Here is a 16,521-nt window from a genome sequence, read left to right on the forward strand (position 1 = left end):
TTAAAATACAGCTTAGTTATTATAAAAAGAGCTTGCAATATTTTGCAAGCTCTTTTCTATTATATAAGTATAGCACTATCAATTATAGGTTGGCAGTGAAGAGAAGTCTTTAGAATATCTCAACATTTGCTCTACATAACCTTCATTATACGAAATCTTGACATCTTTAATCTTACCGTCTTTGTCCGTTACAGCTTCAAAAACAGGATTCACAAAACCTTTATATGGTTTTAAGTTAAGAGCTTTGTATCTATCTAACACCTCAGTAAGTAGTTTTTGATCTACTTGCACCGCATAATTCTCAACTAAACTCTTAGCACCATTAAAATCGCCTTCTGATTTCACACGCTGTATTTCAGCCAATAATTGTCCGAATAGGTTGCGAAGTTTAGCATAGTCATTTACAACAACAAAAGTTTTTCCGTCACGTTGTTTAAATTCAACCACATTATCAGCTTTTCCTTTTTCATACACCCATCTGGCAATTAATTGACGATTACGCATATGTGCTTCCTCTATAGTTTTTCCAGGTTCGATACGGGTCAACTGAGTCATCAATCCGTTCATCATAAAGCGATAGTACTCTGCTTTGAAAGCATCTGCACTTGGTATAATACCTAACTCTACCAATTTGGGATCAGCAATATAATACAACCCGAATAAGTCGGCACGAGCTTCTTCAATAGTAGAACCATAAGCTTTCAGAGCATCAGGATCAACTCCCGGCATTAATTGTCCTGAACCATGTCCTAGTATTTCATGTAAATCGGTATGTAATACATCAGTAATAAAACCATATTTATGAAGTAAGTCCAATTCAACTGAAGACCATACAAATTCCTGACTGAATCCGCTATGTTCAGCAGCTTTATCATACGCCTCCATGATGTTTTCGATTGTTACCGATTTAGAGCCATAATCCTTACGTATCCAGTTCGAGTTGGGTAAGTTTATACCAATGGGTGTAGAAGGATAACAGTCGCCTCCTAATTGGGCAACAGTAATAACCTTAGCAGTTACACCTTTCACCTCTTCTTTGCGGAAACGTGGATCAACTGGAGAATGGTCTTCAAACCATTGTGCATTCGTACTGATTATCTCTGTACGTTTTGTAGCTTCGGTATTCTTAAAGTTTACCGTAGATTCCCAACTAGCTTTCATTCCCAAAGGATCGCCATAGCTTTCGGTAAAGCCATTCACAAAATCCACACGTGACAATGAGTCTTGAACCCAAGCAATAGCATATTTATCGAATGTTTTCAAATCGCCTGTTGTATAGAATGAGATAAGCTTTTCGATAACGGTCTTTTGCGCATCGTTTTCGGCAACTCCTTTAGCCTTTTCAAGCCATCCTACAATACGTTCTATTGCCGGAGAATACAATCCTCCCACTTTCCATACTTTCTCTACTAATTTGCCGTTCTCTTTTACTAAACGACTATTCATTCCATACATAATGGGTGTAGAGTCGTTTGGATTCTTCATTTTAGCATAGAATGCCTCTACTTCTTCTTGGGTAACTCCATCACCATAGTAATTGTTAGCTGATGTCTTGATTAAGTCTACACCATCTGCCTGATTTACTTTTTTAGCCATCACATTCGGGTCGAACATCACCGGCTCTATCATTGTAAAGAAATCCTCAACAGTTTGATTTTCCATTACCGGAACTTTATCTGCAGGAAGTTTTTTGACTTCTGCTTCAAAAAATTCTTTTGAGAATCCCGGTAAAAACTTTTCCTCTCCATAATGGTGATGAATTCCGTTCGAAAACCATACTCTTTTCAAGTAAGTTTCGAATTCTTGATAATTCTTATCTGCTTTATCTCCACTGTAATTTGCATATATAGCTTCGAGTGTACGACGGATTGCCAGATTATACTTTCCATTCTGATCATACAATATATCACGACCTTCGGCTGCTGCCTGAGCTAGATAATATATCAATTCTTTTTGCTCCAAACTCAAAGATTCGAATTCAGGAACTTTATAACGCAATATCTGCAAATCTGCAAATGCGTCTACCTCATACGTAAAATTGTCATCTTGAGAAGTTGTATTCTGGGAATTATTTCCTCCACAACTGCCAAAGACGATAGACAGTCCAGTCATTGCCATCGCTATTGTCTTCTTCATTAGTTTATTAAATAAATATTATTTTTCGGGTATCTTCTTGCTTATTAGTTTTTCGGTTTTATATTGAAAGAGAGAAACACAATCATCAGCTATCACCTAACAACGGCACATCAAATAATTACTGATGCCTATTTACAACAAATATAGAATCTACCCGATAATAAACGGGTGGATCCTATATTTGATTATGCGTGTAAAACAGATAAGTAGTTACCCCCGTAAAACAAATAACGGAATATCTGATTGAAATAACATTTTGCGAGATACACTAGGACGGAACATACGTGTAAATAGATTCCTCTTAGCAGTAGTTAACGCTATAACATCAATGTTAGCATCTTGAACAAATTGCTCTAAACTAACAAGACTATCGGTACTTGATATCAGTTTATAATCAATCTTGATATTACTATATTGCTTTTCGAAATACGATTGTATTCCTTCTAATTTTATTAAAGTCCATTTATCCGTTTTCTTATCCTCAATATGAGTCAAGTGGATTTTAACCTCTTCATGATTGAAGAACTCCATCATAGCCGCAAATGAAACTAAATCTCTTTGGCTAAAATTAGTCAGAAAAGATATATTCTTTACTTGACGGAAATCGGTAAAAGTTGTTCTCTCTGGGATTGCCAATAAAGGTATTCCGGTCATCTCAATTACTTCTGCGGTAACACTTCCGATAAGGTCAGCACTTTTCTGATCTTTTCCTCGTGTACCCATCACTATCAACGAAGGCTTGTAATCCTTAGCATAAGCTACAATTTCTTCTTCCGGCAATCCTTCTTTCAAAACATAAGAATAATTGATTGGAGGAAATTCGCCACTAGCTATTTTTTGATCGATAGTACTACATAATTTCTGAATATCTCTATTTACTCTCTCTAGTATATTCTGAAAATCCGCTTCCTCTTTACCTTGGTAAGCAAATGCTTCTGCCATAGGCAATGCAGTAGGATAATATGGATTAAAATATACGTGAACAATCTTAACCTTAGCCTTTATTTCTTTGGCTAAATTAAAAGCTATGCGACAAGCTTTTAATGAGTAATCGGAAAAATCGACAGGAACCAAAATACGCTTGCGCCCATCATCGGTTCTATAAGTTTCGGGTTCACTGTAGCTAAATAAGTTACGACTCTCCACTACATTCAAAGCCTTAGGTAAATCCGATTCTTTTATTTTAATACGTACTCCTGTGGTAGCATTGGAATCTTTATCCCCCACATCTTCCATCAACACTGAGATGTTTTCGCTCTCAAGCACCGATTTCAAAATCTGAGCCTTTTCATTTGTATGAATGGCAAGTGTTACTAATTTATCGCTCATAATCTATTTACTTTTTTTCTTTATCAATCATCTCTAAAGCCATATCCAGTATAGAGGTATCTTCGAGTAGCACAATCCCACCATTGGGACCTGATTCGATATGTACCCCACAACTTTCGCCGTCTTTATAACTATGTCCTCCGAAGTAATTCCATACGGTTTCTACAGTTAGGTTCAATTCTTTTGCCATTTGATGGATACTTCCATCGGGCAAACTGTCTTTAATCTTACGAAGCTCATTGTATGCAATGGTTTTTGTCATGATGAAATATGTTAAGGTTCAGACTAAAATTGTTGCTTTAAAATTAAGCAATCATTTTAAAAGAACCAACGAAACCCGTACATAAAATTCATAAAGCTTATTATAAAAAGTGTTATGACTATTACACCTATGGTTAAGCACACAATATTAGCTCGAAGATGAGAGTAGGCAGGCACCTTTACTTCCTCGGTTGTTTCTTTAAGAAATTTTAGCCGCCCGTATTGAAAGAACAGATACACTAAAAAGCCTACTATAAAACCCAAAAATATGCCGCCTATAACATCCGATATAAAATGAACACCTAAATATATACGTGAATAACATGTTACTGTTGCCCACGAAAATATAACGACTGTAAACCGCCTGTATCTAAAAACAAGAGAAAGAAAGGTTGCAATACCAAAACCATTGGCTGCATGAGCCGAAATAAAGCCAAATCGCCCCCCTCTATAATTGTTTACAATAGTTACATAATCTTTAAAATCGGGGTGATGACTAGGACGCAATCTTTCAAATATTGGTTTTATTACTCCTGCCGATAATTGGTCGCACAATGTGCCTAATAGAATCATACTGAATAGAAGCAATAACCCTAATTTCCAGTTTTTTTTATAGAAAAAAATCCCCAACCCGACCAATACGAGAGGAATCCAAGTTGCTTTACCACTGTACATCCACATAAAACTGTCCCAAAAGACATTATGGAATTCATTTAACCAAAGAAAAGTTTCTCTTTCGTAAGGTAAAATCTGTTCAACCAGACTCTCCGGGTTCGTTTCTATCATGTATTATATAATTTCTAATTTATCTTCCTGTATCCATCCCACACTACCATCTGCAATTTCTATTTCGTACCAGCTACCATCCACTTTGGTTATAGTAACTTTAGTACCTGCATGCAAAATGAATAACTCTTTGGATGTTGTGTTAGGCGAACTAACTACCGGTGCCGAGCCAGCCATAATAATTGCCGTATCCCTATTCTCTACATTTTTCTTCTGAGTATATGCAAATACATTTGTAAAAATAAGAAGTCCAAACAATACGATTCCTGCATAAAATCCGGTTTTCTTTAAAGTTAATTTAGCACTAAAGAAAAACAGGAATAGACTACCTATTAAAAGAACAAAGAATACGATTGATAACACAGCCCAACTATTAGAAGGAAGAAGGTCTCTTACCCCTTCAAACCACATTTTGAGAAAGAAATTATCTGCTGTAAGAATCTTGTCTTCTATTTTTGTTTGAGCATACTCAATATTATGCTTTATATCTCGATCTCCAGGACTATATAACTGAGCCCGCTCATAATTAAGTATAGCCTGCGGTACTTCATTCACTCTAAAATATGCATTCCCCAAATTATAATATAATTCAGATGAGACTTTACCTTGTTCTTTTTGAGCTTTTATCTCCCCTTCAAGAAGAGTTATCGCATCTCTGAAGTCTCCCTCCTGATATGCTTTTGCTGCTTGTTCAGCCACATTTTGAGCACTTATGCCAAATGTGGAAATTATGATTAAAAATGATACTAATAGCTGTTTCATAGCAATCTTACTTTTTTATTCTAGAATTCTCCATTTCACCAATTGCATCTACTGCATCTTTATACAGATCGTCCATTGCAGTGTCTGATTCAACAGGAGCATAACGAGCAAACTCACAAGTATCCAATATAGAAATAAACTTAGCTATAAGCTCCTCTGAAGCTCCAAATCGAATAAGTTCTTGCTCTATATTATCTCTACTTAATTCTGCCACCGGAATAACAAGCTTATCACTCAAATATCCCCAAGCTGCACGTAATACCTCCTCATAGAATTGTTCTTTCTTATGAGCTTGTAGATATTTACCTGCCAATTTGAGACGCTTAATTGCAACTTTGTTAGCTCGTTTAGTTTTCATTCTTGCAATATCTGCATTCTCTTGAATTTGCTTACGATATAGAATAAAGAAAATTATAAATAACAATGAAGGTATTATATACCATAACCAATAACTAAGCGACCCGAAAACAAAACTATCTACAGAAACTAAAGCTGGTTGGCCTGTTTTAATGTGTCTGATATCCTGCTCTACCTGAACATCCGATTGAGTAAAACTCGTTGCCGAATTACTTCCTGCATTAGGATCTTTGGCTACATTAAGAGTATATTCGGGTGTAGAGATTGTTTTGTACGATCTCGTTTTAATATCAAAGTAAGATAATGTCAAAGGTGGTATTTTGAATGTACCTTGATAACGAGGAATAAATAGATATTCAATCGTTTTTGTACCAGTCAATCCATTATCTGTATATTTCAGATCATTTGTTATCTTAGGGTCATACGATTCAAAGTCCTTAGGAAGTTCTAGTTCTGGAGTTTTAATTAATTTCATATTTCCCGTACCCGAAATCACAAGCTTGATCGTAACAGGATCATTCGCTTTTATGTCCGTAGCCGAAATAGAAGGTGTCATAGAGAATGTTCCTACTCCGTTTGAGAAATTTGCAGGCTTTCCTTCAGGTAATGGACTTACATCAATAGTAAGAGGACTTGTAGTCATTGTTTTCTTAACATCAGTCATTACATATTGAGGTCCAAAAAACGTTTGAACAGTTTTACCCGACTTCACATTAAATACCATCTCTATCTTACCCGATGGTATAGTTATCTTACCCGATCGTTGAGGAAAGAGAAGAGTTCTTCTCAAATCTACAGCATAATAGTTTCGACCATTATAATGTTCAAAAACCATCTGACGAGTTGGGGTTAAAGGTTGTTCTTCAACCATAAAGCCGTCAAACTCGGGAAATTCAATTTTTCCTATATCTCTAACTTCAAGCGTAGTATAAAAGCGGAAAGTCACCACAAACGACTCTTGTTCAGAAACTTTCGATTTAGAAACAATTGCTCTGATAAAAGCATCCGTAGAATTTATATTCTGAGCTGTAGAAGTTGCAGCCGAGGTTTGACCTCCTCCACCTCCACCGTTACCAGATTGCTGAGCCTGTGCATTTTTATCGGGAGGCAATACTTTGACCTGAACCGAATTCGATGTATAGCTTTTTCCGTTAACCGTTATCGAAGCTGCAGGAATAGTAAATGTACCTTCCGAATTAGCATTTAAAGTATAGATATACGACTCCGAAGAATCGGTAGTTACATTACCGTTGATAATCTGCGTACTGGAACTCGTAGATATAGCCGGTCCATACAAGATATCGAATCCTTTGATTGATGATGGTGCATTAATATTACTACCTTCCCCTCCCTTTAATGTATAAACGAGTCTAAACTGATCTCCTTTAGCAACCGCAGCGGGAGCATTGGCTGTAAACTTTACATTCTGTGCATTTAGTCCTAAACTAAGGAATAAAAGTGTCCATAATAACAAATGTCTTTGCATCTTTTGCCTGTACATTATCATACTTCTTTAACTAATCCCTTTTTATATAAATACTCTTTTAATCTGATCTGTCATATTTCTGCAAATATAATTATATATCTCAATATCGGCTGGCAACCACAGTTCCTTTAATCTTATGTTCGGCTACGGCAATAGTATATTCCGAGGATGTAAGCACATTGTAAGTACCCGATTCAGGATCTAAATAAACAAACCTCGCAGGAGGAATTCTATACGTGCCAGATTCCTTTGCAATGATAAGATACCCAAAAGTTTTATCACTTTGTATCCCCGAATCACCAAAGAAAGAATAATCCTCACTTTTCAGATCATATATCTCAAGACCATTGGGTAAGTCTAAAATGGGAGCCGAGGCTAAGCCCAAATCACCAATACCTTCAATAGTTAGCTTTAACGCAAAAAGTTCTCCAACCTTGACCTGAGAACCTTTGATTTCCGACCGTAATTTAAATTTACCTATTGCATCGGAAAAGTCGTCGGGCTTATTTTTAGGTAATGTAACAACTCTTACAGAGATTGGTTCAGACCTTAGCAGTTTATCCACTCCTTCACCTCTCTTTTCGCCCGGATAAAGACCTTTTCGAGGCTCATCCAAAGCCCGTTTATCAAATGTAAATGCAGCCTGAACTTCGGGTATAGTTAGTTTACCTACACGATTGGGATATATTACAATTTTCCTCAGATCAGACACTGAGTATAACCCTCCATTATATTTTTCCTGCCTAAAAACAGGAATACCCTCATGATCATAGAAGGGCTTACCACCGACCTCAAAATCAGCCAGTACCGGATAGTCAGTATCCTTAACCTCAAGTATAGGTACTTTTGTATATAATTGACAAGACAAGACGATAGCCTCATCTTCATATATTTCCGTCCTCGAAACCTGCGTTCTCAAAAAAGCATCAATATCATACTGAAAATGCTCTGAATTTTCGCCCTCAGCCAATACCTTTAATTGAACTTCGACAGTCTTGTATTCTACCCCTTCAATTTCGACAGTAGATACGGGCATAGAAAAAGTACCTTTTTCTTTCGCCTCTACAATATAGAGATAGGATTTCCAGACTTCATAATTTGTACCAGAATGACTGGCATTATTAGAAATATGAGGTCCGCTTTTTATTTCAAAATTATCGCTAAACCTAGGTACTCTAAAATTCAGACCATCCCTTGCTCCTTTTAAAACATACTCCAAACGAAATGTTTCGCCTACATTCACCACCGGAGGAGTCCTCACTTCAAAACTTATATTGTCAGCAGTTAACCCTCCACTAAAAATAGATAGTAAAATAAGAATAAGAAATTTAGATGCTGTCGCATTATGTGTAACACCCATCTATCTTACCAGTCTTTATTTTGTTTCCTATTATTTTCGTTCTGTTTCTTCCTTTCGGCAGCTTTCAGTTGTTGAACACGCTCTTGTGTTTCTTTTTCGTCCTGCTCAATAGCTTTCAAGAGTTGCTGAATATTCTCCTGCGACATTTGATTTTGCTGATCCTGTTTTTGATCGTCTTTCTTCTGATCTTGTTTTTGATCCTTGTCTTTATCCTGATCCTTGTTTTGATCTTTATTCTGGTCCTTATTTTGATCCTTGTTCTGATCTTTGTTTTTATCTTTATCCTGGTCTTTATCTTTGTCTTTATTATCCTGATCTTGAATCATCTTTTGAACCGTTGCCAAATTGTATCTGGTTTCCTCATCATTAGGATTCAATCGTAGCGCTTTTTTATAAGCCTCCATTGATTGTTTTAATTCCTTTTTTCTCAAAAAAGAATTACCTACATTATGCCATGCTGTACTCATCTTTACAGGATCGGTATTTTCAGCAGCCAGGTATTGTTGATATGTTTTCAACGCCTCATCAATATTGCCTTGTTTATAATATGTATTTGCCAAATTATAAATAGCCTCTTTTGATGATGCGTTTTTAGTTAAAGCAGCTTTATAACTAGCTTCGGCAGCATTGTATAATTGCTCTTTATATGAGTTGTTTCCTTGTCTGATAGCCTTTCTTACCTCACGTTGAGCAAAAAGCCCGAAAGAAACAGCTAGCATTAATATAGTAAGAGTTATTTGTTTCATAATCACCTTATAAGTACTTTCAACTTTTTTTCGTCATATAGTTCTGTCTAAAGCAGAAGTGCTGACCTTTATTATCTAAATAATCTTATGTTTCTGAATATTCTATTTTTCTTATCGAAAATACATATTTCAACCAATAACAGAATCAGCATACACCAAGCAAAGAATTGAAACTTCTCATCATATTCAGAGTATGCACTGCCTTCTACATTTTTCTTTTGCAGTTTATCAAGCTCTGCTTGTAAGCTTTTCAATGCATTGTTCGAGTTATCAGCTCTTACATACATACCTTTTCCTGCCTGAGCGATTTGCTTACACATATCTTCATTCAATTTAGTGACAACAATATTACCTTCATTGTCTTTCTTCATTTCATTGCTCGTTGGAGATACCGGAATAGGCGAACCTTCGGGTGAGCCTACACCTACTACATTGATCTGAATACCTGCAGCTGCAGCTTGTTCTGCCAATTGAACTCCATTGTCCTCATGGTCTTCACCATCAGTAATAAGAATTATCGATTTATCGACTTCTTTATCATTCGTAAAACTATTCATAGCAATATTAATAGCACTACCAATTACAGTTCCTTGAACGGGAACTAAAGAAGGATCTATATTTTCGAGGAATATTTTTGCTGATTGAATATCCGTAGTCATCGGTAATTGTACATAAGCCTCTCCGGCAAATACTACAATAGCCACTTTATCATTCTTTCTCTCATCAATGATTCGAGTAAGTATTTGTTTAGCCTTAGATAAGCGGTCAGGGTTTACATCTCGTGCCAACATCGAATTAGATACGTCAATGGCTATCACCAATTCGATACCTTTCTTATCTACTTTTTCTATTTTAGTGCCAAATTGAGGACGGGCAGCTACAATTACGCCAAAAACAATTACAGCAAAAATCAGCCAAAATTTCAAATACGAACGTTTTAAAGAAAGTTCGGGCATTAATCGCTTTATCAGCTTTAAGTCTCCCAATTTCTTTACAGCTTTTAGTTTCTGTATATTCAATAGGATAAATCCTACTACCAAAACAGGTAGTATAAACAACAGATACAAATACTCGGGGTTAGCAAATCGAAACATATCTAAATTTTATATTCGGTGAGGTCTCAGACCTTTTTATTACTATTCAATATCATATACATTACTGTACTTATGGAATACTACGGAATATTGTTCGGCGCAATACAAGTTCGCCCAACAATAAAGCTATAGCCATCAAAGCATAAGGCAGATACAGTTCTTGTTTACGGGTAACTTTGTTTACACTGATCAAGTATTTTTCCATTTCATCAATCTGTGTATATATATTCTTAAGACTTTTATTATCTACTGCTCTGAAATATTCTCCACCCGTAACAGATGCTATTTCCGATAGCGTTTTTTCATCTATATCAACCGGTACATTCTGTATGCGTTCACCAAAAGGAGTCATAACCGGAGCAGGTGCAGTACCTTGCGTTCCCACACCAATTGTGTAAACACGTATACCATAACTTTGAGCAAGTTCGGCAGCTGTTATTGGAGCAATCTGTCCTCTATTGTTAGAACCATCAGTCAATAATATAACCACTTTAGATTTCGATTGACTATCCTTTAGTCTGTTTACCGCATTAGCCAATCCTAGCCCAATTGCAGTACCATCTTCTATCATACCCGGTCTTATTTCGTGCAAAAGATTCAGAAGAACACCATGATCGGTAGTCAGAGGAGCTTGAGTAAAGCTTTCTCCGGCAAAGATCACAAGTCCTATTTTATCTTGTTCACGATCCGAAATAAATTCAGCCGCTACTTTTTTGGCGGCTTCTACCCTATTAGGCTTTAAGTCTTGTGCTAACATCGATCCCGACACATCAAGCGCCATTACAATATCAATACCTTCCGATTGTGATGTTTCCCACGAGTTACTCGCTTGAGGACGTGCTATAACTATTATAACTAAAGCTATTGCAACAAGCCTTATTACAAAAGGGAGATGTCTCAAATGTACTTTCCAAGATGATCCTATACCTCTGAAAGCAGCAGTAGACGACATTTTGATAGTCGCTTGTGCCTTCCTCAATTTAAGGATGTACCACACAATAAGTGGGATCAATAATAAAAGCAAAAATAAATATCGAGGGTTTGCAAATTCCATTTTGGACTTATTTTTTAGCTATTAGCATTCGTTGATTTATTCTCCTTACCGTCTTTGTCGCCGGTAATCCGCCAATTTATAGGCTCTTCCTCATGTGGGGCATTATTACCCTGATTAGGTTCGTTTGGATCAGTAGGTATTATAACCTCTTCTTTTTTCGTTTGATTTACAAACAAATAAGCATTGACCAAACTTAAATCGTTTTCATCAGGAAATGGTTTATATTTAGCGAACTTCACTAAATCTGCTAATTTCAATACCTGTTTTAAACTATCAGTAGAAGAATCGGCAATCATGAAATTATTCACAATATTGAGTATCTCATCAGATGTCATTTCAAAAGCACTAACACCAAAACGATCTTCTATATATTTTCTTAAAATATCGGTAACCTCTGTAAAGTACTCTTTTTCCTTCCCTTGCTGCCAAAGTTTCTCTACTTTCACATGGTCTAAAGCATGCAAAGCTATAACGTGTGGAGGCTCAACAACAACTGGTTTGAAATAGTATCCTTTCTTCTTTTTCTGTATATACATATATATACCGATTCCTATCGCAGCCAAGATTAATAGTATAAGTAAACCTATACCAATATAGATAAGATAATCCTGCCAAACGAAAGGTGGTGTTTGGATCGCTTTTATATCATAAACTCCTAATTTGTCAAACTCTATTGAATCGGTCTGTTGCGTATTTAATTGCTCCAGATAACTCAATGTTGCTTCCGACAGATTAGGCGATACGACCTTCAGTCCAAATCCATTTGATTCTATCGTATCCTTACCGTCTATAACCGGTATAAATGGTATGTGATACAAGGCTGAATCGAACGAAGTAACTATATACTTTTGAGTTATAGTCATTACTTCATGTGCATAGATAGTATCAGGCTTAGGCATTGCAAGTACCTCTACTCCACTTACCAAAGTATCGGCAAAAACAGGCATTACCACTTGCCGTCCTTTGGGTGCAATAACTTCTAAACTAATAGTAGCTTGCTGTCCTATTGCTATTTCATAAGGTTGTACAGTTGCTTTAGCTGTTGATCGTTGAGCAACAACTGAAAACTGTATAGAAATACAACTTAATAGAATAGTTAGTATTAATATTTTTTTCCTTAACATAAATATTCTGACATAATTTAAGGTCTTAGACCTATTTTATTACTTTGGTAAGAATGACAATTTTACCTTAATGCACAAAACTGCAAAAGGGAATTATCATCTCATATAGTTTCGTTTTTGAAATAAAGTCAAAAGACCCTTCACATAATCCTGATCTGTACTCATAGAAACATTATCTACCCTACTCTTTGTGAAAGATTGCTGAACCTCAAACAACATTTTTTGATAATGCCTATTATAACGCTCTCTTACTTTTTTAGAAGAGGTATCAACCCAAGTTTCTTCCTGGGTTTCGGCATCAACCATCTTCATCAAACCAACCGAAGGCAGTTCAACTTCTAGCTTGTCATATATCTGCAATGCTACAAGATCGTGCTTACGATTAGCGATAGTTAAAGCATTCTGATAATCAAACACATCCAGAAAATCGGAGATCAAAAAAGCTGTACATCTCTTTTTTATGGCATTAGTCAAAAACTTCAATGCCATAGTAAGATCGGTTTGTGTATGGGTGGGTTGAAAATCGAGAAGTTCACGAATTATGTATAGAATGTGTTTCTTTCCTTTTTTAGGAGGTATAAACTTCTCTATTTTATTGGTAAAGAATATTACTCCTATCTTATCATTATTCTGAATAGCCGAGAAAGATAAGGTCGCCGCAATTTCAGTAATGATATCGCGTTTAGTTGCATTCTGAGTTCCAAAGTCGAGACTTCCAGAAACATCAACCAGCAACATTACCGTCATTTCGCGCTCTTCTTCAAAAATCTTGATGAAAGGCTTGTTATATCGGGCAGTCACATTCCAATCAATATCGCGAATATCATCTCCATAATTATATTCCCTTACCTCCGAGAAAGCCATCCCCCTGCCTTTAAAAGCAGAGTGATATTGTCCTGCAAAAATATTGCGAGACAATCCCCGAGTTTTGATTTCTATCTGACGTACTTTCTTTAGTAATTCACTTGTTTCCATGTCCTACGTTTTCTTTAAGGTCACAGACCTTTTTATTGCTTTGGTCAGCATCGCAACTTTAATATGTTGCAATGCTATAATAAAAGGATACTCGTTTTGTATCGGTTATTATCCAACCGAGGATCAAGGAACTTCTATTTTGTTTAGGATTTCGCTAACAATCTCGTCAGAAGTAGTATTACTTGCTTCCGCTTCGTATGTAAGACCGATACGGTGACGTAATACATCGTGAGCAACAGCTCTTACATCTTCGGGAATTACATATCCTCTACGTTTGATAAATGCATAAGCTCTTGAAGCTAGTGCTAAACTGATAGATGCACGAGGTGAAGCACCAAATGCAATCATATTCTTCAACGATGGAAGACCATTATCAGCAGGGAAACGTGTTGCAAATACAATATCGACAATATATTTCTCTATTTTTTCATCCAAATATACATCCTTTACAACTTTACGAGCTTCAAGTATTTCATCAGCTTTCAATACTGGTTTTACTTCTTCATAAGCGTCATTGATATTTTGACGAAGAATTAGTTTTTCTTCTTCTTTCTTAGGATAGTTAATTACCACTTTCAACATAAAACGGTCTACCTGAGCCTCTGGTAATGGATATGTACCTTCTTGCTCTATCGGGTTTTGAGTTGCCATTACTAAGAATGGTTTTGGTAATTTCAATGTAGTTTCGCCAATAGTTACCTGACGTTCCTGCATGGCCTCAAGTAAAGCACTTTGTACTTTAGCTGGAGCACGGTTAATCTCATCCGCTAATACGAAATTAGCAAATACAGGTCCTTTCTTGATAAGAAACTCTTCGTTCTTTTGACTGTATATCATAGTACCGACAACATCGGCAGGCAACAAGTCGGGAGTAAACTGAATACGGTGATAATCTGCCTCAATTAACGAAGCTAGCGTTTTGATTGCAAGCGTTTTTGCCAATCCGGGTACACCTTCCAACAATATATGACCATCAGATAATAGTCCGATCAATAGTGATTCGACCAAATGCTTTTGTCCGACAATCACCTTGTCCATACCCATCATTATCATATTAACGAACGCACTCTTACTCTCTATACGTTCATTTAATTCTCGAATATCAACTTGAGCCATAAGTAGAAAATATTATATTGTTATTTTTTGTTTTTCGTTAAAAGCGTGACAAATTTATAAATGTTAAATGTCAGAATGAATATTTTGTCGTTAAAAAAGATTAAGCCATCCATACTATTTCCAAATCATTCCCAAACTCAACAAATCCACTGTGAATGTGCCTTTTCAAGCCTATAAAAATCCTCATAAAAAGTTGCATGATCAACTTCTAGAAAATCTATTATTACAGAAAATATGTCTATATGTTTCTACCAAGGTACAACATGACACAATAAATAACCATCTCTCTAACGATTAGGCGTAAAAATAGTCAATAAATCCAATTATCAGTACATAATGAATCTTGTTTTACTTTTATTAAGGTCTCAAACCTTTTTACCACTTTCACGCATATAATAGGCGGAGATAATTATAATTATAAAATAGGACATTAAATATTTCACATTACTTAGATGTTTTTGTAATAGAACAAAAAATATCTTCAAACATAATTTTGTATATTTGTGTCCCTTTGGATTCAAAACCCACTTAGGAAAAGCTAAAACGATAAAAACCAAATATTTTTAATTACAAACAGTTATGATAACAATTGACAAATTCAACTTTGCCGGTAAAAAGGCATTTGTGAGAGTTGACTTTAATGTGCCTCTTGATGCTAATTTCAACATCACTGATGACACACGTATCCGTGCAGCTCTTCCTACTTTGAAAAAAATTCTTGCTGACGGAGGTAGCCCAATCATTGCATCGCACTTGGGTCGTCCTAAAGGAGTTGAAGACAAATATTCATTGAAACACATTCTTGGACACGTATCTAAACTTTTAGGTGTTGATGTTCAATTTGCGAATGACTGTGCTGGTGAAGAAGCTGCGATGAAAGCTGCTGCTCTACAACCAGGAGAGGCTCTTTTGTTAGAAAATCTTCGTTTTTATGCTGAAGAAGAAGGCAAACCAAGAGGTTTAGCTGATGATGCTTCGGATGACGAAAAAGCTGCTGCTAAAAAAGCAATCAAAGAAAAACAAAAAGATTTCACTAAAACTTTAGCTTCTTATGCTGACGTTTATGTGAACGATGCATTTGGTACTGCTCACCGTGCTCATGCTTCAACAGCATTGATCGCTGATTATTTTGATGCAGAACATAAAATGTTTGGATTTTTGATGCAAAAAGAAATTGATGCTGTAGATAAGATCATGCTAGATCCTGCACGTCCATTTACTGCAATCATCGGAGGATCTAAAGTTTCTTCTAAAATTGATATCATCGAAAACCTACTTTCTAAAGTAAACAACCTTATCATCGGTGGTGGTATGGCATTTACTTTCGAAAAAGCTAAAGGTGGAAAAATTGGTAACTCTCTTTGTGAAGATGACAAACTAGAGTTGGCTAAAGAAATTATGGCTAAAGCGAAAGCTAACAACGTAAACATAATACTTTCTAGCGACGCTAAGTTAGGAGACAAATTCAGCAACGACGCTAATACTCAGTTTGCAGAAGCTAATGCAATTCCTGACGGATGGTCTGGTTTTGATATTGGTCCTAAAGGTGAAGCTGAATTTTCGGAAGTTATCAAAAACTCTAAAACTATTCTTTGGAATGGTCCTGTTGGAGTATTTGAATTCGACAATTTTGCTCACGGATCTGAAGTAGTTGCTAAAGCTATTGCTGAAGCTTCTAAACACGGAGCTTTCTCTCTTGTAGGAGGTGGCGACTCTGTTGCATGTGTAAATAAATTTGGTCTTGCTGATCAAGTTTCTTATGTATCAACAGGTGGTGGTGCTTTACTTGAATTTATCGAAGGTAAAGTTCTTCCTGGAATCAAAGCAATCAGAGGATTTTAAGTTAAGAGCTTAAATACATAAAGTAAAAAGAGCTTATTCCTAATTGGAATAAGCTCTTTTTCTATCTAAGATTTAAATGTCCTTTTTTTACAA

At 36.1% G+C, this 16,521-nt stretch carries 14 protein-coding genes; 1 reads left to right on the forward strand and 13 read right to left on the reverse strand.

The window, feature by feature from the left end; all coding sequences use genetic code 11:
- Nucleotides 1–78: 78 nt before the first annotated feature.
- From IR022_RS06935 to IR022_RS06995, 13 genes are all read right to left on the reverse strand, one after another.
- Nucleotides 79–2,136, reverse strand: coding sequence for a dipeptidyl-peptidase 3 family protein (locus IR022_RS06935; RefSeq protein WP_194203160.1), 2,058 nt, complete (start codon nucleotides 2,134–2,136; stop codon nucleotides 79–81).
- A gap of 210 nt (nucleotides 2,137–2,346) precedes the next feature.
- Nucleotides 2,347–3,465 (reverse strand): universal stress protein, encoded by a 1,119-nt coding sequence (locus IR022_RS06940; RefSeq protein ID WP_050709900.1) that lies wholly within the window; start codon nucleotides 3,463–3,465, stop codon nucleotides 2,347–2,349.
- 7 nt (nucleotides 3,466–3,472) lie between these two features.
- Complete coding sequence (locus tag IR022_RS06945; protein ID WP_050709899.1) at nucleotides 3,473–3,727, reverse strand: hypothetical protein; 255 nt, start codon at nucleotides 3,725–3,727, stop codon at nucleotides 3,473–3,475.
- 56 nt (nucleotides 3,728–3,783) lie between these two features.
- Nucleotides 3,784–4,512, reverse strand: a complete 729-nt coding sequence (locus IR022_RS06950; protein WP_194203161.1) for a phosphatase PAP2 family protein — start codon at nucleotides 4,510–4,512, stop codon at nucleotides 3,784–3,786.
- A 3-nt stretch (nucleotides 4,513–4,515) separates the two neighbouring features.
- Nucleotides 4,516–5,274, reverse strand: a complete 759-nt coding sequence (locus IR022_RS06955; RefSeq protein ID WP_194203162.1) for an SH3 domain-containing protein — start codon at nucleotides 5,272–5,274, stop codon at nucleotides 4,516–4,518.
- Between the two features lie 7 nt (nucleotides 5,275–5,281).
- The gene (locus IR022_RS06960; RefSeq protein ID WP_194203163.1) at nucleotides 5,282–7,117 is read right to left on the reverse strand and encodes a BatD family protein; all 1,836 of its coding nucleotides are present in this window, start codon (nucleotides 7,115–7,117) and stop codon (nucleotides 5,282–5,284) included.
- Between the two features lie 100 nt (nucleotides 7,118–7,217).
- A complete protein-coding gene (locus tag IR022_RS06965; RefSeq protein WP_194203164.1) occupies nucleotides 7,218–8,477 on the reverse strand; it encodes a BatD family protein in 1,260 nt (419 codons plus the stop codon).
- 5 nt (nucleotides 8,478–8,482) lie between these two features.
- Nucleotides 8,483–9,223: a tetratricopeptide repeat protein gene (locus IR022_RS06970; protein WP_194203165.1), complete on the reverse strand. Its 741-nt coding sequence runs from the start codon at nucleotides 9,221–9,223 to the stop codon at nucleotides 8,483–8,485.
- 71 nt (nucleotides 9,224–9,294) lie between these two features.
- Complete coding sequence (locus tag IR022_RS06975) at nucleotides 9,295–10,317, reverse strand: vWA domain-containing protein (protein ID WP_050709894.1); 1,023 nt, start codon at nucleotides 10,315–10,317, stop codon at nucleotides 9,295–9,297.
- Nucleotides 10,318–10,387: 70 nt separating this feature from the next.
- Nucleotides 10,388–11,371 (reverse strand): vWA domain-containing protein, encoded by a 984-nt coding sequence (locus IR022_RS06980; RefSeq protein ID WP_194203166.1) that lies wholly within the window; start codon nucleotides 11,369–11,371, stop codon nucleotides 10,388–10,390.
- Between the two features lie 14 nt (nucleotides 11,372–11,385).
- Nucleotides 11,386–12,495 carry a hypothetical protein gene (locus IR022_RS06985; RefSeq protein WP_194203167.1) on the reverse strand — a complete coding sequence of 370 codons (1,110 nt, stop codon included), beginning with the start codon at nucleotides 12,493–12,495 and terminating at the stop codon, nucleotides 11,386–11,388.
- A gap of 96 nt (nucleotides 12,496–12,591) precedes the next feature.
- The gene (locus tag IR022_RS06990) at nucleotides 12,592–13,470 is read right to left on the reverse strand and encodes a DUF58 domain-containing protein (protein ID WP_050709891.1); all 879 of its coding nucleotides are present in this window, start codon (nucleotides 13,468–13,470) and stop codon (nucleotides 12,592–12,594) included.
- Between the two features lie 123 nt (nucleotides 13,471–13,593).
- The gene (locus tag IR022_RS06995) at nucleotides 13,594–14,586 is read right to left on the reverse strand and encodes an AAA family ATPase (RefSeq protein WP_050709890.1); all 993 of its coding nucleotides are present in this window, start codon (nucleotides 14,584–14,586) and stop codon (nucleotides 13,594–13,596) included.
- 579 nt (nucleotides 14,587–15,165) lie between these two features.
- On the opposite strand from IR022_RS06995, the gene IR022_RS07000 reads away from it, so the two are divergent.
- Nucleotides 15,166–16,428, forward strand: coding sequence for a phosphoglycerate kinase (locus IR022_RS07000; protein WP_050709889.1), 1,263 nt, complete (start codon nucleotides 15,166–15,168; stop codon nucleotides 16,426–16,428).
- Nucleotides 16,429–16,521 lie beyond the last annotated feature (93 nt).

The organism is Dysgonomonas sp. GY617, assembly GCF_015233815.1.
Lineage (GTDB): Bacteria > Bacteroidota > Bacteroidia > Bacteroidales > Dysgonomonadaceae > Dysgonomonas_A.

What these genes read in the sequence shown, in the direction of transcription:
- IR022_RS06950 (WP_194203161.1), bottom strand. Translation starts at nt 4,512, where the DNA reads ATGATAGAAACGAACCCGGAGAGTCTGGTTGAACAGATTTTACCTTAC.
- IR022_RS06945 (WP_050709899.1), bottom strand. Translation starts at nt 3,727, where the DNA reads ATGACAAAAACCATTGCATACAATGAGCTTCGTAAGATTAAAGACAGT.
- IR022_RS06955 (WP_194203162.1), bottom strand. Translation starts at nt 5,274, where the DNA reads ATGAAACAGCTATTAGTATCATTTTTAATCATAATTTCCACATTTGGC.
- IR022_RS06960 (WP_194203163.1), bottom strand. Translation starts at nt 7,117, where the DNA reads ATGCAAAGACATTTGTTATTATGGACACTTTTATTCCTTAGTTTAGGA.
- IR022_RS06990 (WP_050709891.1), bottom strand. Translation starts at nt 13,470, where the DNA reads ATGGAAACAAGTGAATTACTAAAGAAAGTACGTCAGATAGAAATCAAA.
- IR022_RS06965 (WP_194203164.1), bottom strand. Translation starts at nt 8,477, where the DNA reads ATGGGTGTTACACATAATGCGACAGCATCTAAATTTCTTATTCTTATT.
- IR022_RS06985 (WP_194203167.1), bottom strand. Translation starts at nt 12,495, where the DNA reads ATGTTAAGGAAAAAAATATTAATACTAACTATTCTATTAAGTTGTATT.
- IR022_RS06995 (WP_050709890.1), bottom strand. Translation starts at nt 14,586, where the DNA reads ATGGCTCAAGTTGATATTCGAGAATTAAATGAACGTATAGAGAGTAAG.
- IR022_RS06975 (WP_050709894.1), bottom strand. Translation starts at nt 10,317, where the DNA reads ATGTTTCGATTTGCTAACCCCGAGTATTTGTATCTGTTGTTTATACTA.
- IR022_RS07000 (WP_050709889.1), top strand. Translation starts at nt 15,166, where the DNA reads ATGATAACAATTGACAAATTCAACTTTGCCGGTAAAAAGGCATTTGTG.
- IR022_RS06940 (WP_050709900.1), bottom strand. Translation starts at nt 3,465, where the DNA reads ATGAGCGATAAATTAGTAACACTTGCCATTCATACAAATGAAAAGGCT.
- IR022_RS06970 (WP_194203165.1), bottom strand. Translation starts at nt 9,223, where the DNA reads ATGAAACAAATAACTCTTACTATATTAATGCTAGCTGTTTCTTTCGGG.
- IR022_RS06935 (WP_194203160.1), bottom strand. Translation starts at nt 2,136, where the DNA reads ATGAAGAAGACAATAGCGATGGCAATGACTGGACTGTCTATCGTCTTT.
- IR022_RS06980 (WP_194203166.1), bottom strand. Translation starts at nt 11,371, where the DNA reads ATGGAATTTGCAAACCCTCGATATTTATTTTTGCTTTTATTATTGATC.